Annotated in this window: 20 protein-coding genes; 4 read left to right on the top strand and 16 right to left on the bottom strand. The window is 58.8% G+C overall.

Annotated elements, in window-relative coordinates:
• Positions 1 to 70: 70 nt before the first annotated feature.
• The 7 genes from VEH04_14835 to VEH04_14805 form a co-directional block, all read right to left on the bottom strand.
• Positions 71 to 544, bottom strand: coding sequence for a hypothetical protein (locus tag VEH04_14835; GenBank protein HYG24053.1), 474 nt, complete (start codon positions 542 to 544; stop codon positions 71 to 73).
• A 692-nt stretch (positions 545 to 1,236) separates the two neighbouring features.
• Entirely contained in the window at positions 1,237 to 1,506 is a 270-nt protein-coding gene (locus tag VEH04_14830) for a hypothetical protein (GenBank protein ID HYG24052.1), read from the bottom strand.
• Complete coding sequence (locus VEH04_14825) at positions 1,503 to 3,002, bottom strand: peptide MFS transporter (protein HYG24051.1); 1,500 nt, start codon at positions 3,000 to 3,002, stop codon at positions 1,503 to 1,505. Before VEH04_14825 ends, VEH04_14830 begins: the two co-directional genes overlap by 4 nt.
• Positions 3,003 to 3,093: 91 nt before the next feature.
• The gene (locus VEH04_14820) at positions 3,094 to 4,908 is read right to left on the bottom strand and encodes a DUF885 domain-containing protein (protein HYG24050.1); all 1,815 of its coding nucleotides are present in this window, start codon (positions 4,906 to 4,908) and stop codon (positions 3,094 to 3,096) included.
• 4 nt (positions 4,909 to 4,912) lie between these two features.
• Positions 4,913 to 7,507: a DPP IV N-terminal domain-containing protein gene (locus VEH04_14815; GenBank protein HYG24049.1), complete on the bottom strand. Its 2,595-nt coding sequence runs from the start codon at positions 7,505 to 7,507 to the stop codon at positions 4,913 to 4,915.
• Between the two features lie 170 nt (positions 7,508 to 7,677).
• Positions 7,678 to 8,406, bottom strand: a complete 729-nt coding sequence (locus VEH04_14810) for a hypothetical protein (protein HYG24048.1) — start codon at positions 8,404 to 8,406, stop codon at positions 7,678 to 7,680.
• Between the two features lie 109 nt (positions 8,407 to 8,515).
• The gene (locus tag VEH04_14805; protein HYG24047.1) at positions 8,516 to 10,912 is read right to left on the bottom strand and encodes a prolyl oligopeptidase family serine peptidase; all 2,397 of its coding nucleotides are present in this window, start codon (positions 10,910 to 10,912) and stop codon (positions 8,516 to 8,518) included.
• A gap of 152 nt (positions 10,913 to 11,064) precedes the next feature.
• Here VEH04_14805 and VEH04_14800 point away from each other — a divergent pair, with 152 nt between their 5' ends.
• Entirely contained in the window at positions 11,065 to 11,283 is a 219-nt protein-coding gene (locus tag VEH04_14800) for a hypothetical protein (GenBank protein HYG24046.1), read from the top strand.
• Positions 11,280 to 12,104, top strand: coding sequence for a TatD family hydrolase (locus VEH04_14795; protein HYG24045.1), 825 nt, complete (start codon positions 11,280 to 11,282; stop codon positions 12,102 to 12,104). Before VEH04_14800 ends, VEH04_14795 begins: the two co-directional genes overlap by 4 nt.
• Here the strand turns inward: VEH04_14795 and VEH04_14790 are convergent.
• From VEH04_14790 to VEH04_14770, 5 genes are all read right to left on the bottom strand, one after another.
• Positions 12,094 to 12,921: a tRNA threonylcarbamoyladenosine dehydratase gene (locus tag VEH04_14790; GenBank protein ID HYG24044.1), complete on the bottom strand. Its 828-nt coding sequence runs from the start codon at positions 12,919 to 12,921 to the stop codon at positions 12,094 to 12,096. The genes VEH04_14795 and VEH04_14790 overlap by 11 nt on opposite strands.
• Positions 12,922 to 13,186: 265 nt before the next feature.
• On the bottom strand, positions 13,187 to 15,217 hold the full coding sequence (locus tag VEH04_14785; GenBank protein HYG24043.1) for an ABC transporter permease subunit: 2,031 nt from the start codon (positions 15,215 to 15,217) through the stop codon (positions 13,187 to 13,189).
• Entirely contained in the window at positions 15,214 to 15,990 is a 777-nt protein-coding gene (locus tag VEH04_14780; GenBank protein HYG24042.1) for an ABC transporter ATP-binding protein, read from the bottom strand. The genes VEH04_14785 and VEH04_14780 overlap by 4 nt, the downstream gene beginning before the upstream one ends.
• A gap of 16 nt (positions 15,991 to 16,006) precedes the next feature.
• On the bottom strand, positions 16,007 to 17,317 hold the full coding sequence (locus tag VEH04_14775; GenBank protein HYG24041.1) for an ABC transporter permease: 1,311 nt from the start codon (positions 17,315 to 17,317) through the stop codon (positions 16,007 to 16,009).
• A 259-nt stretch (positions 17,318 to 17,576) separates the two neighbouring features.
• Positions 17,577 to 17,963, bottom strand: coding sequence for an SPW repeat protein (locus tag VEH04_14770; protein HYG24040.1), 387 nt, complete (start codon positions 17,961 to 17,963; stop codon positions 17,577 to 17,579).
• Positions 17,964 to 18,079: 116 nt separating this feature from the next.
• On the opposite strand from VEH04_14770, the gene lpxI reads away from it, so the two are divergent.
• Positions 18,080 to 18,901: a UDP-2,3-diacylglucosamine diphosphatase LpxI gene (gene lpxI, locus VEH04_14765; protein ID HYG24039.1), complete on the top strand. Its 822-nt coding sequence runs from the start codon at positions 18,080 to 18,082 to the stop codon at positions 18,899 to 18,901.
• Between the two features lie 35 nt (positions 18,902 to 18,936).
• Positions 18,937 to 19,440: a hypothetical protein gene (locus tag VEH04_14760; protein ID HYG24038.1), complete on the top strand. Its 504-nt coding sequence runs from the start codon at positions 18,937 to 18,939 to the stop codon at positions 19,438 to 19,440.
• A gap of 235 nt (positions 19,441 to 19,675) precedes the next feature.
• On the opposite strand, the gene VEH04_14755 is transcribed toward VEH04_14760, so the two are convergent.
• From VEH04_14755 to VEH04_14740, 4 genes are all read right to left on the bottom strand, one after another.
• Positions 19,676 to 20,533, bottom strand: coding sequence for a deoxyribonuclease IV (locus tag VEH04_14755; protein HYG24037.1), 858 nt, complete (start codon positions 20,531 to 20,533; stop codon positions 19,676 to 19,678).
• Between the two features lie 76 nt (positions 20,534 to 20,609).
• Positions 20,610 to 21,812 carry a 2-oxo acid dehydrogenase subunit E2 gene (locus VEH04_14750; protein ID HYG24036.1) on the bottom strand — a complete coding sequence of 401 codons (1,203 nt, stop codon included), beginning with the start codon at positions 21,810 to 21,812 and terminating at the stop codon, positions 20,610 to 20,612.
• 22 nt (positions 21,813 to 21,834) lie between these two features.
• Positions 21,835 to 22,800, bottom strand: a complete 966-nt coding sequence (locus VEH04_14745; GenBank protein HYG24035.1) for an alpha-ketoacid dehydrogenase subunit beta — start codon at positions 22,798 to 22,800, stop codon at positions 21,835 to 21,837.
• A gap of 48 nt (positions 22,801 to 22,848) precedes the next feature.
• Positions 22,849 to 23,880, bottom strand: a complete 1,032-nt coding sequence (locus VEH04_14740; GenBank protein ID HYG24034.1) for a thiamine pyrophosphate-dependent dehydrogenase E1 component subunit alpha — start codon at positions 23,878 to 23,880, stop codon at positions 22,849 to 22,851.
• Positions 23,881 to 23,885 lie beyond the last annotated feature (5 nt).

Raw genomic sequence — 23,885 nt, 5'->3', positions numbered from 1 at the left:
CTCCCGCGTAACGGCTTCGGGCCGTGTCAGGATGCACCCACGCACCGGCCGACATCGGAGCGCCAGTGCCTCAGAGCGGACGGAACAGCCGGAAGAAGCGATTGCCGAGAGGAGGATTGACGATGATGAACTTGATCGCGCCGTTGTCTGAAACAGCCGGGATGTTTCCCCAATTGGTTGATCCCAGATTTGAGTTGGTCTGAAGAACAAAACCCGCCGACGGCGACGGCCACGAAATGACCACCGTATTCGTGGTGGTACGCAGAACGGAAAGGAAAGGCGCTCCTGGCGTTTGAATGACGGAGATGTTCCCCCAGAAGCCGCCATTGATCGTATAACTTCCACCCGACATAGGGGTGGGGCTCGCGTCGGGCTGCCCGATGGTTCCCGTCACCGAGTATACGCCACCAGTGCTGGTGCCTCCGCCTCCGTCGATGGTGTGCCAATTGATCGAGTACGTTTGGCCGCTCGCATTGAGCAACAACAACAGAAGCACCAGGCTGCATGGTGAAAGAACACGTTTGACTGAATAGCTTGGATTCATGATTTGGAGTCCATTGAACGGATTTCGGTGTTCATGGCGGAATGGCTGCCACCTTTCTACGCGAATTTTCCCCCGGGGGTTAGCACTTTCTTGAACACCGTTGAGGCGGCAATACCGCAGACGTGCCAGCGCGCTCCAGCTACGGCGAGCGAACGCGATAGAACCGGCTGGCCGGTTTGTCGCCTGCACATCGCCGAAAATGAATTGTCCCGAACCGGGTGGCGTTTCTGACGCAGGCCCAAGATTCGACCATTGGTCCAACGGCAACACGAGGTTTCACGGTGAAGCTGGCACCGGCCTCAATGTTTGGAGGAAACGCCGGGGCGAGAAATTCCGTGGAGTTTTGGCCGTCGATCACAGAGAGAGATGTGAAATAAGTCGCGATGGCCGCTGAAGCGCGAATGATTTCCTGAGAACGTGCAGTTGGTGAAACCTGCGCTTCCGCCCAGTCCAGCCAAAATGCCTCCCCCGTAATTTCCCGTGTTGCCAGACACAGCACAGCGAGTCATCTCAAGAATGGCATCGGAACTGTAAATGCCATGCCGTCGCCAGCGCTTTGATTCGCGGCAATCGTGCAGTCGAAGAGCCTTAAATTGCCAAAGTTGAGGATGCCTGGGGCAGTGCCACCCGTGATTGTTTCACGAATCAAAACATTCGTAACGCCTTCCGCTACTTCGATGACACGACCTGCGTCATTGCCATCGATAGTGATGCCATTCGCCAGTGCGGAGCCGTCGATGGTGAGATTCAACCAGACAATCCTGGAGCATTGTCGAACCCGCATTCACGAGCACCGCGCCATCGCCGGCAAGCGCGGCGTTGTCGAGCCTGATACCGCGGATCAAGTTCGTCGTTCCAGCCGCCACGGCGAAAAGACCTCCAGTGACTCCATTCGTGGCGATACCACTGATCGTCAAAAGATTCGTGCCTGGAAAGACTGCGCTCCGGGCCAATCCGATCACTTCGCCCCGGCCATCAATCTCTTGATCGGTTTGGCGAACAGGATCAGCAACAATCCCCCGGCGGCAGGCGCAATCACGATGTTCAGGTAAAGACCCGACCATTCTCCGGGCGCGTCGACCTTGAATTCTCCCGCCAGCAACCCCGCCAGCACATTGCCCAGGGCGGTCGCCAAAAACCACGTGCCCATCATCTGCCCAACGAGCCGGCGCGGCGCGAGTTTGGTCACGGAGCTGAGTCCGACCGGGCTGAGGCACAGCTCGCCGAAGGTGTGGAACAAATAGGTTAAAATCAGCCAGTTCGGCGACGCGCGATTCCCCGAAACGATGACTGCGGAAGCTCCAACCATCACAAGAAATCCCACCGCGAGCAGCAGCAATCCCAGGCCAAACTTGGCCGGTATGGACGGATCCAGATTGCGCCGGCCGAGGTGGATCCAAAACGACGCAAATACCGGCGCAAACATGATGATGAAAACCGCGCCCAATGACTGGAACCAGCCTGCGGGAATTTCGAATCGGAAGAGCCAGGTCCATTGCCGTTCCGTGAAGCGTTCCGCGAAGATGTTCAGCGATGATCCGCCTTGCTCAAAGCCAGCCCAGAACAGCGCGGACGCCAGGAACAACACCAGTATCAATCCTACACGCTGGCGTTCCACGCGCGTCAGGCCGCTGAATAGAAACAGGCTGGCGAAGTACACGGCGGCGATCCCCAGAATTACTGCGGTCAATCCGCGGGCAATCGCCACAGCATCGAAACTGATGACCCGAGTCATCGTGAGGGCGATCACCACAACCGCGCCACCAACGCCGCCGAACAGTCCCACCTTTTCCAGCAGGTGAAGAGGGGCGTTGGAGCCGCGCTCGATTCCGGCTGAACCCAGGTGATGGCGCGTTAGTCGGAACTGAATCAAGCCGAGCACCATTCCAACTCCAGCGGCCGCAAAGCCATAGTGCCAGTTCACTTTCTCGCCAAGCGCGCTGCAGACGAGAGGTCCTATGAAGGCACCCAGGTTGACGCCCATGTAAAAAATCGTGAATCCCGAATCCCGCCGCGTGCCGCCTTCGGGATACAAGTCTCCCACCAGGGTGCTCATGTTTGGTTTCAGAATCCCGCTGCCCAGCGCCACGAACATCAGCCCGAGGAAAAACGCTTCAGCCCGCGGAATGGCGAGCGTGAAATGCCCTATGGCTATGACGATTCCACCGTACCAGACGGCCCGCTGCGCGCCCCACAGCCGATCAGCCAGCCAGCCGCCCGGCAGCGCAAGCAGGTAGACCGCACCGGTGTAGATTCCATAGATTGCATTCGCAGTTTTTTCATCCATGCCCATGCCACCGCGAACGGCATCCATCATGAACAAAACCAGCAGCGCCCTCATCCCATAGTAGCTGAAGCGTTCCCACATCTCTGTGAAGAACAGCGTGCGCAGCCCTCGCGGATGCGATTGGAACGGAACTTCAGCGAGCGGAGTAGCAGGAACCGAGGTGGGACTCATGACAGGCGAATTGAATGCGAAGAGCTATCAGCAGCTTGTCGCGACGGAAACGTCATTGCAATCGCCGCGAGGTGCTCGCGCATTGAAGTTCTCATTGCGTGAGCGACAGTTGCCTCCCAACAAGTTCGGGCAGATACTTCACAGGAACCGAACCGTGCGCCATCACCGCTTCATGGAAACGCCCCAGGTCGAATTGCTCGCCAAGCTGCCGTTGCAAATTCTGCCGCAATCGGTAATGCGCCATGCGCCCAACGAAATAGGTGCTGAGCTGAACGGAACTTTGCTTGGCGCGAATGACCTTCAACCGAGCCTCGCCCTCCGACTGGAATGCGCCTTTTACCATCAGGTCCATTGCTTCTTCGTCGGTCATGCCTTCGCAATGCATTCGTTGATCCAGAATCGCGTTGACCACGGCGCGCAAATAGAACTTCAACTGCATCAAGCGCAGCCGCAGGTCTCCCCCGCCATACCCCTGATCTAGCATCATCTGCTCCGTGTATACCGCCCATCCCTCGACCATCACGCCCGACATCAGGACGCGTCGAATCAGCGATGCGGCACGATTGGCATATTCCAGCTGCACGTAGTGCCCGGGATACGCCTCATGAATCGTAAGGATCTGCAGCATGTGCTCGTTGTATTCCTCAAGAAAACTCTTCACGCGCTCGGGTCCCCAATCCGCGGGCGGCGGGCTGATGGCGTAAAAACTATCGGCTCCCGGATCCAGCGGTGGCGCATTCTCCAGGTAGGCCAGCGAATTTCCCCGACGGAACTCAGGCATCTCGATCACCTGACATCGATCGGGTTCCGGCAGGCGCAGTATGTTGTGGTCGCGGATGAAATTGCGAATGCTCGCGACAGTCGCCTGCGCGTCCTTAAGCAGGTTCTCCGGCTTGCCATGCTCCTGGCTCACTGCGTGGACGACGCGCATAATCGTCGTGCGGCGTCCCTCCGCGTCATCCGGAGGCAGCGGCGACTTCGAGAAATACCTGCTCCACAACTGGCGGCACACCACGTACATGTCGCGGCGAACCCGCTCAAACTCTGCCTCCGCATCCGCGAGAGTCTGTTCAGCGGAGACTCCCGCATCGGTCTCGAGCGCGAACTTCTGGTTGAACTTGCGGCGTCCCAGCCGCCACTCACCTGTCGCGCGATCCATCAATTCGCCTTCGAGAAAATTCTGAAAATCGCGGATCGCGACAAGCGCCGGCTGAATCGCCGACTTCAACTCCTCGCGCTGCGGAGTATCTCCAGCGAGGGTGAATATTTCAGTTTCGAAAAAGCCGATTGCACCGCGATTCTGGCGAACGGCCGTTTCCAGCACGGTTTTCGGCGGCCGCGCCAGGCTCTTCTTCGCTTCACTTATAATGCGGGGGATCTCGCGGATGCGTGCGATGGAGTTGGCAATGTTCGTCTCCGTTGGAAGCGTGGATTGCACGAGCAACAGGTAAATGCTCTCGTTGATGTAACTGCCGTAAACCCGCGGATCCTCGGCGAACGGTTTCCGATTCTCGAGATTCCATATCTGCGCCTTGAGATCCGTCTGAAAAATCTCGAAGTCGATCTGCCCGTCGCGCGACAGTTCCTTGAACATTACCTTGCGCGAAAGATTCTTCAGCGCGCTGCGGGCAGAGGCAAGCCAGCGCGCGCGCGCCTCGGCGGAGATGTCGTCGAGCAAGTGATCGAATCGATGATCACCCAAACGCGTGGCATCCAGCGGCTGCTGCCGAAATCGTTCTTCCAGGTAGTCTTTGAAAAACGCGTTCAGGTTGTCATCCGCGGTTGTAGCCGCTCCGGCAACCGCAGCGATTTGCAGCAGAAAAGCGAAGAAGAGACGCCCGAAATAAGTCGCGCGTCGGCGCGCAGCAGAACCAATGCATCCCGGCGGGCGGTAGGTATCATCCATAAAATCAATTCGTTCCGTTTTCCACGTGGGCACTGACGTTGTTCCACTCCTTGTCATGAAACGCGCGGACGAAGAACTCCTGCAGCTTGCGCCCTCCATAGGGCGATCGCGCGGCGCCATGGCCCACGTTGGGAACGATCAGCATCTCGAAATCCCGATCCGCCTTCACCAGTGCATTCACCACCTGCATGGTGCTGGCGGGATCGACATTGCGATCCAGCTCACCCGTCATCAACAACAGTTTGCCGCGCAGCTTGTGCGCGTCCGCTACATTCGAAGACTTCACGTAACTCTCGTCGACAGGCCAGCCCATCCACTGCTCGTTCCACCAGATCTTGTCCATCCGGTTGTCGTGGCACGCCGAATCCGAAACGCACGCCTTGTAAAAGTCGCCATGATCCAGCATCCCGCGCAGCGCATTCTGGCCGCCAGCCGAGGTGCCATAGATCCCGACCCGATTCAGATCCATGTAGGAGTATTTCGCTGCGGCCGCCTTGATCCACAGGATCCGATCGGGAAATCCGGCGTCGGCCAGATTTTTGAAACAAATGTCGTGAAATTTCTTGGAACGATTCGCCGTTCCCATGCCGTCCAACTGGACCACAATGAAACCGCAATCGGCGAGCTTCTGGTGCGGGTAGTTCGTCCGAAACGCTTTCGGCGCAAATGAGTCCTGCGGTCCCGCATAAATATTCTCTACGACCGGATATCGCCGCGACGGAGTGAAATCCTTCGGCCGGAAAATGACGCCAAATATATCCGTGACCCCATCCCGGCCCTTGGCGACAAAGCGTTCCGGAGGTTTCCAGCCTGACGCATACAGCTCCGATGCGTCCGTTTCTTCCAGCTTCAGGATGATCTTTCCATTGCGCGTTCTCCGCAACTCCGTCACCGGCGGCTGATCTACGCGAGACCACGTCACGACCGCAAACGTGCGGTCCGGAGAATACTGCACGGAATGTGTTCCATCGGATTCGGTCAAGACGGCAAACCCGGTTCCATCGAAGTTCACGCGCGCCTGATGCACGTGATACGGATCCTCGTCTGCGCGAATGCCGCTTACCTGCAGCCAGATGCAACGCTGCTCGCGATCAACCCGATCCACACTTCGCACCACCCACTCACCGCGCGTGATCTGGTTCTTCACCCGCCCTGTTCGCGCGTCGTAAAGATACAGGTGATTCCAACCGTCGCGTTCCGACATCCAGATAAGCTCGCTGGACTCCTCCATGAATTCGCAAAAGAACTTCCCGGAATAGTTGATGAAGGTTTTGCTCTGCTCGTCGACAATGCTCGTCGAGCTCCCGTCATCCGCATTGATTGCTACGACCCGCAACACCTGGTGTCCGCGCTGGTTGTAAACAAACGTGAAACGCCGTGAATCCCGATCCCACCGCACGTCACTGATCGACCACGGGTTGGAAAACAAGGCGTCGCTGGTTTCGATTCGACGTCCCTGCTCCACATCGAACAGATGCGGCTTGCGGATCGGAACCTCATCGCCCGGCTTCAGGTATGGATAAGAAATCAGCTTCGGCTGCAACTGGTCTTCGGGCGATGACTCCACAATGTAAACGCGGCGCTGCGTGCCGGATTTTAACCGCATCGCAACAAAGTGTTTCGAGTCGGGTGCCCAGTAGATTTCCGGGATAGGCGCCTCGGGGTCGCGCGATTCGTAATTCAATTCCACTGAGCGTTCCGCATCGGCGTTTCGCGCGTAGGAACTGTCGGGATTGGCATCATGTGTCAGTTGCCGCTCCTTGCCGTTGCGCGCATCGCGAAGAAAGAGATTATGGCCGCGAACAATCACTTCCCAGTTCTGATCAGGCGAGCGTCCGCCGGACGAACTCAAACGCCCCGCGCGCTCACTCCGCCGGCTGCGCTGCGGTTCGGCCGGAACCAACCCGTCGATCACCGCTGCCCCATGTCGGGCTTCGGCCTGGAATACTGCAAGAATGTCGCCGTTCTGCTCCGTGGCCATCCAGACATGGCCAGCATACGTATGCTGCTCCCGCGTTTCGCCTGGACGCAGCGTGCCGTAGCGCTGGCGATTGCCATCGGGATCAATCCAGAAAAAGTTCAATTCGCGCGGCAGACGGTTCTCGAAGCGAATGGATGTCTCGGCTCCCGTGGTGACGGAAGGCCGTGGAGTGCGGGACGCGGGCAGACTCGATTCGGACGTTGCCGCCACAGATCGTTCCAGCGCATGCGTTTCAAGATTGAGGATCCAATCCGTTCCCGCCGACCGAAACTTCATTGTTTTGCCGTCGCGCAAAAAATCCAACGCATCGATCGGCAACTGATTCGAGGAAATCCCGGCGCCGGCTTGACGCGCCAGTTCCTGCGCGACGCGCGCATGATCAAAGGCGGGAGCGCGGGTTCCTTCCTGGGCATCGACTACCACGAACGCGTGCTCACCACGGGCGATCGCCACGCGATACCAGAATCGATTGGTTTTGCCCGCAGCATCGGCGAACCAATTCGCTTCGACACGATCGCGATACACGCGCGGGGATGAGTTTGTTGATGATGATTGACCGGGCGAATGGAACGCAAAACAGATCGCGATGAGAATGAAAGTGTGACGCCAATGATTCATAGTTGTAAGGGCTCAGGCTTCAGCTTGCTTCAGCGTTAAACGCGCGACCGTCGTTGCCACTTGCCCACGACAGCGGGTTGCCCCCGCAGCACACCGAAAAAGAAACCGGCAGCCCGTCCAAGACAGGCTGCCGGTATTTTTAGATTTGGTTTCCAAATCAAGACGGGACTCTAGGACATCTTCGCTTTCGCGTCTGCCGGCACTTCGACCTTCGTGGTGCCTACTTCTTTGATCTCTGTCGTGATTGTGCGATCGACTTCACGGTCGTTGTCATTGAAGGAAATGGTCCCCTTCACGTTGTACTGGTACTTGGTAATTTTTCCGTCAGCGACCCAATACTTCACCGTTCCCTTGGCGTTCTGAACCGTGGGCCCCTGGCCGCCACCACCGCGAAACGACAGCAAAGCCTTTGCGCCTTCCTCTGTCAGCTCGCCAGAATACGCATCACCTTCCTTGGTCAACGCTTTGGTCTGTTCGGCAAGTTCCGCAGCTTGCGTGGCGGGAGCCTTGTAATTCCGAACGGTGCGCGCGAGCCATGCCGTTGGATTGAATCCACCGCCGCCGCCGCCTGCATCCTGCGTCAATTCGGATAAGGATCGCCAGCCTTCATCCGTCTTGATTGCACCCTTGTCCATTCCCGTCATATAGGCGTCCGTGGTGGTATCGCGACGGGCAAGTGACAGCCACGTGGTTCCACCGGCCGTCTTGCCTTCCGCAGGTCCGCCCAGGCCCCGTCCGCCACCGCCGCCGCCGCCGGCGTTTTCAATCGTCGTCTTCCAGGAATAATTGTCGCCAAGCTTTTTGGCGGCGGCTTTTATCTCGTCCTTCGCGCCGGAATCAGCTGCCAGAACCGAACTGGCAATCAGCGCCATTGCTCCGAATAGAATGCGTGTTTTCATAGGTTGGATGTTTACGTCGTGCTGCGTCTGTTTAACCACATGTGAAACGCCTCATCCGCGGGGTGGACCGCAAACGAGGCACAAAGCCGGAGACGCTTTAAACATGGCATTAGTTACGCTGGCTGGCCTGCGCCCGAGTGGTCGAGCCCGCCACGCCGCCGCTCGTATTCAACAGGTGGCGCGCGAAAAATTCGCGCGTGCGCCGCTGAACGTAGGAGCCGTAACGGCCGCCAGTCCCATGCTCCGCGCCCGGCACGACCAGCATATCGAAATCTTTTCCCGCCGCAATCAGGGCGTCGGCAAATCGAAGCGTCGATTCCGGCGGAACATTGCTGTCCATCTCGCCCACCACGAGGAACAGCGCACCGCCGAGCTTGCCCGCGTTGTCGATGTTTGACGACTCGGAGTATTGCGGCCCGACCGGGTAACCCATCCACTGCTCGTTCCATGATGCCTTGTCCATGCGGTTGTCGTGGCAGCCGCAGTTCGCAACCGCTGCCTTGTAGAATTCAGGATGGAACAACACTGCGCCGCCTGCATTCTGGCCCCCCGCCGACGTTCCATACACGCCAACGCGATCAATGTCATAATACGGATACTTGGCCGCCGCCGCTTTATGCCAGAGGATGCGATCCGCAAAACCTGCGTCCTTAAGATTCTTGTAGCAGACATCGTGAAACGCCTTGGAACGAAACGCCGTTCCCATGCCATCCATCTGCACCACGATGAATCCCATGTCAGTCATTGCGGAGAATCGGCGCTGCGCGCTGAAGGACTTCGGCACATACGCGCTCTGCGGGCCCGCGTATATTTGCTCCAGGACGGGATGCTTCTTCTGTGCGTCGAACGCGCGCGGGCGGCAAATGATGCCCCAGATGTCGGTCGTCCCGTCGCGGCCCTTCGCCACAAAAACCTCGGGAGCCTCCCATCCCGATTCTTTCAGCTCCCTGATGTCAGCGCGTTCAAGTTCCACTACCTTCACGCCGTCGGCAGAGCGGCGGAGTTCATGCACAGGCGGCATGTCCACACGGCTGTAGGTGTCGATGACGAACTGGCGATCTGGCGAGAATTGAACCGCGTGCGTGCCGTTGCCTTCCGTGAGCGCGACAAGGCCGGAGCCATCGAAGTCCACACGATAATGATGGATGAAGTAAGGATCCTCGCCTCGATTCCTGCCCGCCCCACGAAACCAGATCTGTCGCTTCTCTTCATCAATACGGTCGATGCCGCGAACCACCCATTCCCCTTGTGTGATTGGGTTTCGAATCTGCCCAGTGGCGGCGTCCACAAGATACATATGGCGCCACCCGTCCTTTTCCGACACGTAAACGATCTCGTCGGACTTTTCGAGCCAGTTGACGTAACGGAGATTCAGACTCTCCGTGTGGGCGGTCCAGATAAACGTCTCCGACTTTTCATCAATGATGTTGCGCGCGGATCCGGTATCGCAATGAACCTCGATCACGCGAAGGCGCCGATGTCCACGATCAACTTGTTGATACGCGAACCGCCGTTGATCGGGATGCCAGCGCACGCGGGGACGTTCCCACTGGTGCTCGAAACGGTCCACTGCGGGGGCAGTCCGTTTTCGCGCAGCCACGTCGAAAAAGTTGACTGCATATCGGCTGAAGCGGTCACCCGGCAGCGCATACGGCCGCTTCCGCAACACAGCGCGACCGCCGCTCGGTGGAGAGGATTGCACCAGGTACACCTCCTTCTGGTCGCCAGGTTCCAATTGCCATGCCACGAGCGATTTGGAATCAGGCGACCATTCGAGCTGCATGTAATAATTGGTCTCGACTCCATCGCTCGTGAGGACCGTCTCCATTCCATTGGCCTGCTCACGGAGGACAACATTGAATTCGCGCACGCTTGCCGACCACTTGCCATCGGGAGACGTGACCGCACGCCCCGCGCGGCGGCCGCTTTCCGCGCCCCGCCTCGGTCGTTCATCGTCGTCCTCCTGCGGATTCATTTCAGGATGGGCTTCCGCCGCAGCAAGCATCGGGGTGGCCGTCACATTGTGGTGCAACGCAGCTTGCGCGTCGTTGGTCACAACTTCACAGCGGTAAGAGCTCAAATCGCATTTCCACTGCTTCCCCGCGGCATTGAATCGAACACTCGCGCCGGAATTGGCGAATTCGATTTCCGAGAACGGCAGACGGTCCCCGGAAAATGATTCGCCCGCAGCCCGAGACAGGGATTCGGCAAGCCGCGCATGATCAAATGCCGCCTGACGCGTGCCAGTGGCGGCAGCTACAAGGATGAATTCGCGGGCACCGCCACTCAGATCGTTTCGATACCAGAATTTTGAATTGTCGCCGAACCAATGTGGCTCGATGCGGGCCTTGTAGACTCCGCGGTCGGGCCCGCCGCCGCGATTGCGGGATTGTGGTGATTCCGCGCCTTGCAGCGGCGATTGAACAATTGCCAGTCCAGCGGAAAGCAACGCTGCGAGGCGAACGACGGTTTGGCGCGAAGCGACGATAGAAAAAAATGAAACCATGTGCGGGCAGATGTTCACGGTTGATGCGAGCTATTCAAGACGGCGAGGATCGATCCGCCAATATCTTAAATGCACCCGCGACTATCCCGCATCATCCTTGATGAGGATAGGAGCCGGCTGGACAAGGCTTGGCCGCGCGATAGAGTGACCTCATGCCACAGAACCGAATCGTTGCCGATGGCGCTGAACGCAGGAAGCGGGCAGAATACGATCGCATCGAACACCAGGTTCGTGAAAAATTCGCGGCACAGGTCGCGGCAGCGGGAATTTTCCGGCGGTGCATTCTCGAGTATCGCATCTGGACCGAAATTCGCGCGGAGCTCAGGAAACTTGCGCCTCTCCATTCCCTCTGGATTTCCTCCCGGCCGTGAGCGTTTCGACGTTGCGTCTTTGCGACGCCCACAACCACCTGCAGGACGAGCGCCTCGGGCCGCACCTTGAATCGATCCTTCAGGAACTTCCGCGCGCCAACGTGGAGTGGATGGTCGTGAATGGCTCCTGCGAGGAGGACTGGCCGCAGGTCCGGGAACTCGCCCGCCGTGTTCCGCAGGTCATCCCGTCGTTTGGATATCACCCGTGGTATGTGCGCGAACGCAGCGAGCACTGGAAGCAGACGCTGACAGGCTTGGTGGATTCGGTCCCTGCAGCGATTGGGGAAATTGGTTTGGACAAATGGATTCGGGATCACGATCTGCCACTGCAGGAGGAGGTATTTGTCTGGCAGCTGCGCATGGCATCGGAGCGCAACCTGCCCGTGAGCATTCATTGCCTGCAGGCCTGGGGCAGGCTGCTGGAAATTCTAAAGCGCGAGCCGCGGCCGGCCTGCGGGTTCGTTCTCCATTCCTTTGGCGGACCAAGGGAGATGATTGGGCAGCTCGCGGATCTTGGCGGGTATTTTTCGCTGCCAGGATATTTTGCGCACGAACGAAAAGAACGGCAGCGCGAGACTTTCCGCCACATTCCGCCGGATCGATTGCTGGTTGAAACCGATGCCCCCGACCAATGCCTCCCCGAAGCGCGCATTGAATTTCCTCTTCCCCCGGGTTCGAACGGTAAACCCCTGAACCATCCCGCCAACCTGCGCGCTGTTTATGCGTTCGCAGCCGAGTTGCTGGAAGAACCGCTCGAGCAACTCGCGCAGCAGGTTCACGAAAACTTTCAGCGCGCCTTCGCGACGTTGATCAAGCGCTAGGCCGGGAAGCATCGCATCCTGTTTCGACACGCTGCATAACTGCAGCCTCTGTTGACGCCAGGTGCTCGACGATTTGGCCGGCCGCAATGAGTCCGAATGTTCCCGTCACGAAACTGGCGGTTCCAAATCCAGTGCTGCAATCGATTCGGAAATCCGTGGTATCGCCGCGCTCGCAGGAGACCGAACCGTCCGCCTGTGCAAAGACGACAGGTTCCCGGGAGAAAACACACTTCACGCCGAACGGCTTGTCGGCCTGAGTAAAGCTGTGCTTGGAACGCAGTTCCTTTCTCACGTGTTTCAGCAAACGGTCATTGCAAGAGAACGCGAGGTCGGAAACTTCGATGGCTGCGGGATTGCGACGCCCGCCCGCGCCACCTGCGGTGATGATCGGAATTCCCCGCTGAACACACGATGCGATCAGCAGCGCCTTCATCGAGACGCGGTCGATCGCATCGAAGACATAATCGAATCGCGTGTTGAGAATGGAATCGGCGTTGGATTGCAGAAAAAATTCCTGTCGCGCGTTGACCTGGCAGTCCGGTTGGATCAGCCGCGCTCGCTCGGCCATCACCTCGACCTTGGGTTTGCCAAAGGTCCCCGTGAGTGCGTGCAGTTGGCGGTTGACGTTGCTGATGCAGACGTCGTCAAGGTCCACGAGAGTGAGCTGTCCGACGCCTGACCGTGCGAGCGCTTCAACGGCCCATGAACCCACGCCGCCGATTCCGATGACACACACGTGGGCATCGCGAAGGCGCTGTGCGCCGTCGCTTCCGAACAAGCGGCCGATGCCGCTGAACCTGGCTTCAAATTGAGTCATGTTGTATCGCGCGCGCCACCGAGCGCAAAGCGGCTGAGACTGTAGCATGAATCTTCGAGGAATCCAGCGGATCGTTTGAGCCGCGTCTCAAAACAATTCGTGAGCTCCGGTCCCAGCCCGGAATTAGGTTCGAAACAATTTCACGCCGCTCCTATCGAGGTCGGCGATTGTGTCTTCGTTTGTGTAAGCAGGACGCTCGTCCGGAGCTGACGTTCGCCAGATATTGCGACAGCGGCGCAACATGTTTACGTCAAAGGCAACAAGCTCATCGCCTCCACCGCAATCCCGCGGCCGGCTGGCGCTCGCGCCAGAAAATCCAGAACGCCACCGCAAGCAGCACAACCCCCGCCCCATACATCCATCCGTCCAGCTCGGCGACCGGCACTTCCGCCTGCGACGCGATCACGCCCAGCGCATTATTTCCCGCATGCCACACCATTGCTGGGAAAATCGAACCCGTGATCAAGGTCACGGCCGCGAGCAGCATTCCCAGAAATGCGGTGCCCGCGAAACGGAACAGCGCGAAGTGAAAGATCCCGAACACCAACCCGACAACAACCACGAGAGCCACGGGATGAAACCGGCGACGCAAACCGTGGAGCAGCAATCCACGAAATGCGAACTCCTCGCAAAACCCGGGCAGCACTGCCAGGAAGAACAACAGTTCCGCTGTCGTGATGCCTTCTGGAATCAATGTGCGGGAGAACTCCTCAAGCATCTCCTCCGACACTGGCACAAACTGGCTCGCCAGTCGCGCCAGCCCACTCGCAGTCAGCACGCCACCCGGAATCGCACACACCACGCCCAGCCAGACAAGCGGTTTCGGACCGCGCCACGCCAGCATCTCGCCCCAATTGAGTGGATAGCGCCAAAGGATCAGCAGTGAAGCGCCCAGGAAAAGTCCCACCAGGTTGACCAGCAATTGCACCCGAATGTCCGCGCGCGCCGTGTAACTGTTCACGACCCAGAGCACCGCCCACAACGTCGCGAACCACGCAACCACATGCCGGCTGAACCGCCCCGCGCCGTCGGTCGGCGAGAGTTGACCGCCCCCCGCATTCATCAATCGCTCTGCGGACAACAACGAGATCGTGATCCGCGTAACCCACAGTCCTGTCCCGGCCGTCACGATCCACGCCAGCGCAATCATCGGCCAGTCGAACACGCCGACAAGGATCTCCTTCGCCGCGACACCAACGTTCGCAATCGGAATCAAGACAACGAGCGACCGCAACGGAAGGTCTGGAAAAATCGGGGCGAGCGCCGGGAGAACGCAGATCACCAGCATCGGAAGAAAGTACAACTGCGCCTCCTTGTACGTCTTGGCGTAGCCCGATCCCAGCAACAAAAGCCCCGCAACGAGCCCGGTCATGGGCAGGAACAACGCCAGTAACAGCAAGGCAACAGCTGGCGTCACCGCGGCAGACAGATTCGCTGAAACGGGGATGACCTTGAAACCCACGTACACGAGCAGGTTCATCACCTGCATGATGGTGATGAAGGTCGCGATGGCGAAGATCACCAACTGTTTCGAAGCTATAATGTCGGTCCGGGAAGCGCTGCTCGTCAGCAGGGTTTCCAGCGTGCCACGCTCCTTTTCTCCCGCGAGGAGGTCATTCGCCACCACAGCCCCGCCACTGAAAACCAGGACCAGCAAAAAGAGCGAGATCATCTTGCCCAGCGTGCGCCCGGCCACTTGGGCCTTCGATGCGAGATCCACGGGTTCTACAACCGCCACCTGTTCCACACGGACTGGAAATCCCCTTTCGCGAAGCAGGTCCTCGCGGCCGCGCTTGCGCATTCGCTCCAGTTGTTCCTCGAGTTCCTGCTGTCCCTTGAGCGAATCGTCGCGGTCACCACGATAGACAAACCGCAGTGTCGGCAACGGTTCCGGCGTTACTTCTCCGGTCGAATTGGTCTTCACCTCGCGGACACCCTCCACAAAAAAATGAATCGTGGCGGCGTGCAGCGCCTCGACGGCATTGGTGATCGCAGTCTCTTCCTCCAGGCGCAACAACCCGGCGCCGTTCGTTCCAGCCTTTAGGTCACGCTGTTCGATCGCAGTCGTGATCCACTCGCGGATCTGGTCGCGCGCTTCACCCGCGACAGCATACTTATATGTGGTGCTCTGCAGGACCGCCTCGCGTTGCTTGCGTGTCCATGACGAGGATGCCAGCACGAGCGGCGTGACCAGCATCGGCACGATGACCGCCGTGATGAGCGTGCGCCTGTCCCGCAGGATCATGCGCAGTTCATGGCGGAACAGGATCCAGACCGTGGAAACCCGCACATTCATGGAACCTCAAGAAGAGGCAGGGACCCTGCGTTGGCGCGCTCGACGAAATGAACAAAGATGTCCTCGAGATAATGCTTGCCGCTGGCGCTGCGAAGCGCCGGCAGCGTGTCGGACGCGTGAATTTTTCCCCGATGCACAATCGCGATCCGATCACATAAACGCTCGGCTTCGCTCATGATGTGGGTGGAAAAGAGAATGGTCTTACCTTCCGTGCGAAACTCCGCAATGACCTTCTGCATTTCGATCGCATTCAGCACGTCCAACCCAACGGTCGGCTCGTCGAAAATCACAACCGGCGGGTCGTGCACCACCGTCCGTGCAATCGACACCTTCTGCTTCATGCCCTGGGAAAGCCGATCCACCCTCGCGTCCGCGTACTCGGAAATTCCAAAGCGTGCGATCAAGTGATCCACGCGCGCCTTAACACGCTGGGTCGGATAACCGTTGATCCTGGCGAAAAATTCCAGCGTCTCGCGCGCTGTGAGCCGTGGATACAACGCTGTGCTCGCCGAATAAAATCCGAGGCTCCGCCGCACCCATTCGGGTTCGCGCACGGTGTCATGGCCCATCAGCGCCGCGGTTCCGGAAGTCGGCTGGAGAATGGTGGCAAGCACTCGAAGTGTCGTCGTCTTGCCAGCGCCGTTCGCGCCCAGAAGGCCGAATATTTCACCCGGCTGGCAGCTGAAGCTGATTCCATCGACGGCCCGCACCTCGCCACGGCCTTCCTCGAAGTAGATCTTTTTCAGGTTCTCGACGCGAACTGTCGTCTCCATAAATCTTCGATGGCTATCAGGTTTGTATTCCGCCGCTGCTCTTTGCCTTGCCGAACAAGCGCTCGCGGAAGAACTGTTTTATGCTTCCGTTGTACGCTCCGGCCATGACGTCTTCAAAACGCAGGATGAACGCCGCGAGACGTACGCAGAGCGCGATCATCGCCAGTGACACTGCAATCGTGATTCCAATTTGCACCCACGGGTAGATTCCTGTCACCACGGACCGAACCATCATCGCCACATTGACGACGGGTATCAACGCAAGCGTGGTGGTGAACTGGATGCCGGGCGATTGCAAAACAATCGGAGGAAGCATGACGAGGAGATAGAACGGCATGATCATCGCCTGGCCCTCCTTGAACGTCCGTGCGAAGGAGGCGAAGATCATCATGCCCGCCGCGACGAACCCCGCCAGCAACACCGCCGCGAGAATGAGCAGTGGAATCGCCGCAGGCGGAACTGCAAAATTGAATGTCACACCCGCCTGCGCCAGCAATGGCGCAAACATCGGCTTCAACGTCAGCGCAAATGCCACCAGATTCAAAGCACCTGCCAAACCGCCGAGTGTTGTGACATACAGGTATTTCGCCACAACGATGTGAACCCGCTTCGCCGCTGAGGACATGAGTGTTTCCCAAGTATTCCGCTCCCGTTCTCCTGCGGTGCAATCGATGGCGGGATAAAAGCAACCCGCGGCGACCATGACCACGAACAACACGGGTATGAGCATGCCAAGAACAAAACCTCCCATCTGCTTTTCCGAAGCCAGGTTCCGGGACGTCATCTTGAATCCGGCCCATTCGGCATCCGAGATCCCGAGCTTGCGGCCCTCGCGGGCAACCCAGTCGCGTCGATACCTCTCGATCGCGCCTTCCACGCGTTGTCGGGCGCTGTTGCTTCGATCCTTGGATCCGTTGAAGGTGATTTTCGCCGTGAAGTTCCCGGGCAGCGCAGCCCGCTCGGCTTCGGGAGAAACGAACTCAACGATCGCATCCAGGTTCCCTCGCTGGATTTGGTCAGGAGTCGCAGAAGCATCGCGGACGATATTAATCCGGCGGTCGCGCTCGAAACGGGCACGGAGGCCGGGATGTTCGCGCGGGACATTGAGGACAGCGATGCGCGACTTCGTGCTGTCCGAATGGCCCTGGATGAACATCACCCCTGTGAACCCCGCCCACATGATGAGCGGATACAGAAAGATGGGGATGAGAATACTGTTGATTACGATCGTGCGCTCACGCAACGCCCCCCGAAGTTCATACCGGTAAATCGTGCGAATCTGGCTCCACGCGCTGGAAGGTTGAACCGTTGCATTGGGATTCTGCACGCGCGCCACTCTACCGGCGCGCGCCAGAAGGATCAACCAAAGGAACCAGCAGCGCGAACACCGCCGCCAGATCGCGGACTTGCAGCCGTAACAGTCACACTTGTCCAGGTGCCAGGCGTCTTCACCGCTGGGTGTTTTGCCGTAAAATCGGAAATAGCTCTTGGTTTATGCACGAGCGGTTGTTTGATCGGCGTAATCAGGCTGCACGTCAGTGGCCAATCCCCACTGCGGAGGGGTTCGGAACCTGTCCTTCTCCGTCTTACGGTGCGTGCTGCGGGATGGTCTGATGACGCGGCTCCCGCTCGGTCATGAGCGCAACCAGGAAGCTCCCCAGTCCAACCACCAGATGCGGTGCCCAAACGTTCGCTGGCCGATCATTGAACCCAAACAACCACGGCGAAGCTGCCAGGATCAGCGGCACGACATAGTCGATCGCTAGATGAACAGGCATCGGGATCAACTTGAACAACCCAAGTTCATATCGAGTGAGCACGGCCATGCCCAGGATCATCACGCCAATGACGCGCGGCACCATCACCGCCGCCCCGCCTTCATCCGCAAACCCGAACAGGTTTGGCGCCAGTAACAGTGCAAGCCCCACCACGTAATCCAGGACCCCATGAATATATGTAGGTATCGTTTTCATAACCTACCGGTCAGCCTTCTCTCCGATGGCACCTATGGGGAGTAATACCGTCGGCCATATGGGGAGAAAACATATTGGATTTGCGGACGCTTTTTGAAACACGTTAACGTCTTGCCGTGCACGAAAACCCCGACGCCCTGGGTATCATCGCCGGCAATCGGCTGCTGCCTCTCCTTCTCGCCCGCCAGGCGCGCGCGATGGGCGTTCGGCGCATCGTCGCCGTCGCATTCGAGGGAGAGACCGAGCCTGCGCTCGCGGAATTGGTCGACGACATCGTGTGGACGCGGGTCGGGCAACTGTCGAAACTCATCAACGCCTTCCGGGAACGCGACGTTCGGCAGTGCGTGATGGCTGGACAGATTGCGCCTCGGAACCTATTCGATGTTCGCCCGGATCTGCGCGCTATGGGATTGTTGCTGAAACTAAAGGAGCGGAATGCGCACAGCATCTTTGGCGGCATCGCAGCCGAGTTGCAGAAGGATGGCATCGAGCTGATCGCCGCGACGCCGTGGCTTCAGCCCTTGATGCCGGCCAAAGGATTTCACGCAGGCCCGAAAATCTCGACGGCGCAACAAGAGGACATCGATTACGGATGGCGCATTGCAAAGGAAATCTCCCGCCTGGACATCGGCCAGCTCGTCGTGGTCAAGGAAGGCACGGTCCTCGCGGTCGAGGGATTTGAGGGCACGGACAAATGCCTGGCGCGCGGCGGGGAACTTGCCGGCAAGAACGGCGGCGCTGTGGCGGTGAAGGTCGCCAAGCTGAATCACGACATGCGCTTCGACATTCCATGCATCGGGGTTCGCACGCTCGAAACCTGCGGGGCATCGGGTGTTTCCGTGCTGGCACTCGAGGCAGGGCGCACACTCTTATTGGAACAGGAAGCTTGCGAACAGCTGGCGGACAAAAATAGAATCACCATCACAACAATCGGGTAAGCCAGAGACGGCCGCGGCCCAAAGATTTTACAACGATGCTCACTGCACACGAATTATTCGGCTTTATGTCGCCAGCGTTGGGAAACGAAATCCTGACGTTCATCGCCGACACCGAGAAACCTACCTATCGCGCGACACTCAGCGCCGTTGCTGAAGCCCGGAAGGTCCGCCCGGTATTCATGGAACGCCAGGCCAAGTCTCAGCGACACACGGCAATGCTGGCATCGCTCGGAAAACCCGGGCTCGAACTCGCCGCGGGCAACCTCATCCGCATGTGGCTCATGAAAAAATATCGTTCCATGCTTGTGGACTTCCTGACGCCGCTCGGGATCCAGCATGAGGAAGGTGTTGTTGAGGACCTTCCTCCAACCGTTGAAGATGCGAAGCTGAAGGACGCAGTGGAAGCGCTTCTCCAAAAATATCCGCACGAGGTCACTGCCGTTTATCTGAACGCATTCAATGAGATGAACGAGGCGAATTGGCCAAACCTCAAGTCGATGCTGGAAAACGATCCGCGCCTTCAACTCGGCGCAAAATAACCCCGCGAAGGGCCGATTGAAACGTAGCCTTTCACGTTTCAGTGCGAAAGGTGCGCGAGCCGTCGAACTTGCGGTGATGCATTGCACCAGCGTGAAAGGACGCGCTCCCGGGTACGAAGAAAAAGGCGGCTCCACTCAGAGCCGCCTGAACCTAACTAACCACCATTACAAGGAACCGCGGCAACATATTTCCCGAAAAAAAATCCACAAATAGGGTATTTACCCCAGCGTTATTTCAGAGCGTTTCCACTCCCGCCAACTTGCGAAGAATCTCAAGATTTCCAATGTCTTCATGCAAATCCTGCGACTTTGGCGTTTCGAGACAGGCGGGATGGCTGGCGAAACGCGGGTCCCGCACGATATGGCGAAATGCCTCCTTTCCGATTTGCCCCTGCCCGATGTGGGCGTGACGATCCACCCTGGAATTCAATGCCGTTTTCGAGTCGTTCAGATGAAACGCCAGGATGTTTTCCAACCCCACCGTTGACCGCACCTGCGCAATGGCTTTATCCCATCCTTTCTGCGTTCGGATATCGTAACCGGCCGCAAAAAAATGGGCCGTATCGAGACAGACACCGAGTCGCTCGGGCTTCTTGACGCCGTCGAATATCCGGCCGAGATGGGCGATGTCATTCCCAAGGCAGCTCCCCTGCCCTGCAGTATTCTCAAGCGCTATCCTGACAGGCAGCTTCCGCGTAACCGCAAATACTTCATCAAGGCCCGCGATGATCTGCCGCAACCCGCTCTCCTCGCCTGCACCGAGATGAGATCCGGGATGCATCACGAGGAACGGCAACTTGAGGGCCGATGCCAGCTCAATCTCCTGCATCAAGGATTTAAGAGAACGATCGCGATTCTCCGACGGTGCCGCGCCGAGGTTGATGAGGTACCCCGTATGTCCGAACACGCAATTGAAGCAGCCCGCCGCGAGTTCGGTGGAATACAGCGCCAGCTCGTCCGCACCGTGCGGCCTCCCAGCCCATTGCATGTTGTTCTTCACGAACACCTGCACGCATTCGCAGCCGATGGATTTGCCGCGTTGCAGCGCTTTCCAGATGCCCCCGCTTGTCGACATGTGCGCACCAAACTTCATGTCGCAACTGGACGGATTATCGGGAAATGCGGAACGCGCATGCTCCGTGAGATCGGGCCGGGCAGCGTTTGATCCGTTAAAGATTCTCCGGATGCATCAGGAGTTCAGCGACTCTCGACAGCAACCTGCCTGCAGCGCCGCCGTCCAGCACGCGATGATCAAAACTCAGCGTCAGGTTCGCCTCCATCACAGGAATGAATTGCTCCTTCGCAACATCCCAATGCGGCTTTCGTTTCGCCGCGCCCATGCCGAGCACCAGGGTCTGCTCCGGTAACGGAATCGGCGTCGCCCATTCCAGGCCAAACGTGCCGAAATTCGTGACGGTTGCGATGGACCCCCCCGTCGCGTCCACTGGCAGGCGGCGCTGCCGTGCGAGCTCCACAAGGTCGTTGTATGGTTCCACGAGCGACGGCAGGGGCCGGTTCGCCGCATTGCGAATCACCGGAACAAGCACCCCGTCCTCAACTTCCACTGCGAAACCGATATCGATCGACGGCGGATGAACAATCTTGCTGCCGATCAAACGCCCCGCGGGCGCGCTGTTTTCTGCAAGCGCCACCGCCAGCGCCCGGATCGCACACAACGCTGGGCCCGGTTTTGGGCGCGCCGTTTTGCGATGCGCAAACAGCGGATCCAGGCAGACAGGCAAACCGACATGTGCAATCGGCCGCGTCCAGCTGCGTCGCATCGCGTCGGCCACTGCGACCCGCATGGTCGACGCCTCGCTTAGCTGATGCTTCTCAAGGTGCGCGATGAACTTTTCAAAATCCTGGATGGTCACGCGTCCCGCCGCGCCGCTGCCGGCAATTCCCGCGAGGTCTGCCGCGTGCAGCCCCAATTCGTTCATCCGCGCCTTCATGCGCGGCGACATGTAGCTCGCTCCCGCAGCGTTCGCCGGCACGGGCAGGCCGCGCACCGTGGGCAGCACGCGTTTGGTCGTGCCTTCCACATACGCTTTTTCCGCAGGCTCAGGCGCATCGTCTGCGCCGTTGTCCGTCACAGGCTGGGTGTCGAGCCCGACGCGTTTGATTTCCTCCGCGCTCGCATCGAGATATCCCAGGACCGCGCCAACGGGATAGCTTTCATTCAGCTGCGCCAGAAATTGCTGAAGCGTGCCGCTGCACGGTGACGCCACGTTCAGCGTGGCCTTGCTCGTCTCCACCTCCATGATGTCCTGATCGGCTTCCACGGTCTGTCCCGGTTTGACAAGGAAACTGATGATGGCGGCTTCAGCGATCGATTCCCCAAGCTGGGGCATGATGATTGGGATCAGGGGCATGGCAGGCGTCAATGCATCAGGGTTATTGTCGCAACAAATTTCGCGCGGCGGCGGCGATGCGGCGAGCGGTCGGGCGATGCGCCGCCCAGAGATTCGGATGATACGGAACTGGAGTGTCTTTCGCGTTCAGGCGTTGCGGAGGTGCATCAAGCAGTCCGAAACCCTCCTGCGCCACACGCGCGACCACTTCCGCAGTGACCCCGCCCCAGGGCCAGGATTCTCCAACGCAAAGCAATCGGCCAGTTCGCGCAACGGACGCCATCACGGTATCCGTATCGAGCGGCTTCACGGAGCGCAAATCCACGACCTCAATCTGGTAACCGTCCAACTCCAATTCCTTCGCTGCCTCCAAGGCTTCGTGCACCATGGCGCTGTAGGAAACAATCGTCATGTCGCGCCCCTCGCGCGTGATCCGCGCCTTGCCTGTTGGCAGCGCCTCGGTCGGAAGCTTCTCCGCCTTCAAATGGAAATACAGAAGCTTGTGCTCGCAGAAAATGACAGGGTCATCGATTGCCACGGCTTCCAGCAGCATGCTATACGCGTCCTCCACAGTGGCGGGCGTCATCACAACGAGACCCGGGTAATGCGCGTAAATGGCCTCCATGGTCTGGCTATGGAACGGGCCGCTGCCAGAGGTGCCCCCGCATGGGAGCCGCACCGTGATCGGACACTTCACAGTGGTCCGCCAATACAGCGTCGCCGCCTGGTTGACGATCTGGTTGAATGCCACTGTCGAGAAATCCGCGAACTGCATTTCAACGATTGGGCGCATCCCCTCGATGGCCGCACCCACCGTCATTCCGATGATCGCGTCCTCGCTGATCGGCGCGTCCAGCACACGCCCTGGGAATTGGGCCGCGAGATTCTTCGTGGCCTTGAATGCGCCGCCAAAACTGCCCACGTCCTGGCCGTAGATGAAGACCTTGGGATCCTCCGCCAGGGCGCGCGCCTGCGCTTCGCGAATGGCTTCGAGATACGTGATGCTCATGGCTGCACGATCGATGAACGCATTATGAGGATTGCGATCAATTTGAAATCAATCATGGCCTTCATTCAATCTGCGGGTCGCCAGCGCACACCAGTCTTCCCGAAAAGGATCGGGTGCGGCCTCACGCTGGACCATTGCCACCGCTTCCTCCACCTGTTGCACGGCGTCCGCGCGAACCTGCGCCACGCCCGCGGCATCCAGCCAGCCGCGACGAAGCACATCGTCCTCGGCGGACTTGAGGCAATCGCGAAATTCCGGGTCCGCCTTGAATTTCGGATCCACATAGGCCGCATCGTCATGCTCTCCGTGGCCGCAAAGCCGCAACAACTTCGCAACAATCAATTGCGGGCCGCCACCACTGCGGGCCGAGCCGACGGCATCGCGCAGGCAGGCAAGACATTCGGCAAGGCGGGTTCCGTTCACTTCGTGACCCGCCACCCCATAACCCGCCGCCCGATCAGCAAGGGATTCACAGGCGAACTGCCGGGAATTTGGCGTTGAATAGGCGTATTGGTTGTTGGCGACAACGACGACAAGCGGAAGTTTTTCAACGGAAGCCTGGTTTAACGCCTCATGGAATGCGCCCGTTGAAGTCCCGCCTTCACCGAGCGAAGCCACCCCCACGACATCCTTCATTCCTTTTTGCCGCTTTGCCCAAAGCGTGCCGTTCACGACCGATATCATCGATCCCAAATGGCTGATCATCGGCAACAACCCTTTTTGGGGGTTTCCTCGATGCACGTTTCCATCCCGCGCACGCATGGGCCCGAGAACGGAACCCATGTAGGTTCGAACCGCGTCGAGAATGGATTCACCGAATGCGAGACGCCCTGCGCCGTCGCGAATGCACGGGGCGAAGACATCTCCAGGCCGAAGGGCCATTGTAGCGGCGGCGCTAAATGCTTCCTGGCCGCGGCCCAGGAAGACGCCGCCGTGAATTTTTCCTGCCCGGTAAAGGCTGGCGAATTTGTCATCCAGAACCCGAGCCAGGACCATCCACCGAAAGGCTTTCAAAAAAGTGTCCCTGCCATCACCCGACTCCGCGCCAACTGCCCCAGGCTTGAGCACAGTTTCAAACATGGGTG

This window comes from Verrucomicrobiia bacterium, assembly GCA_035629175.1.
GTDB lineage: Bacteria > Verrucomicrobiota > Verrucomicrobiia > Limisphaerales > DASXHY01 > DASXHY01.
The sequence above is the reverse complement of the archived record's forward strand: the minus strand, read 5'-3'. Positions and strand labels throughout refer to the sequence as shown.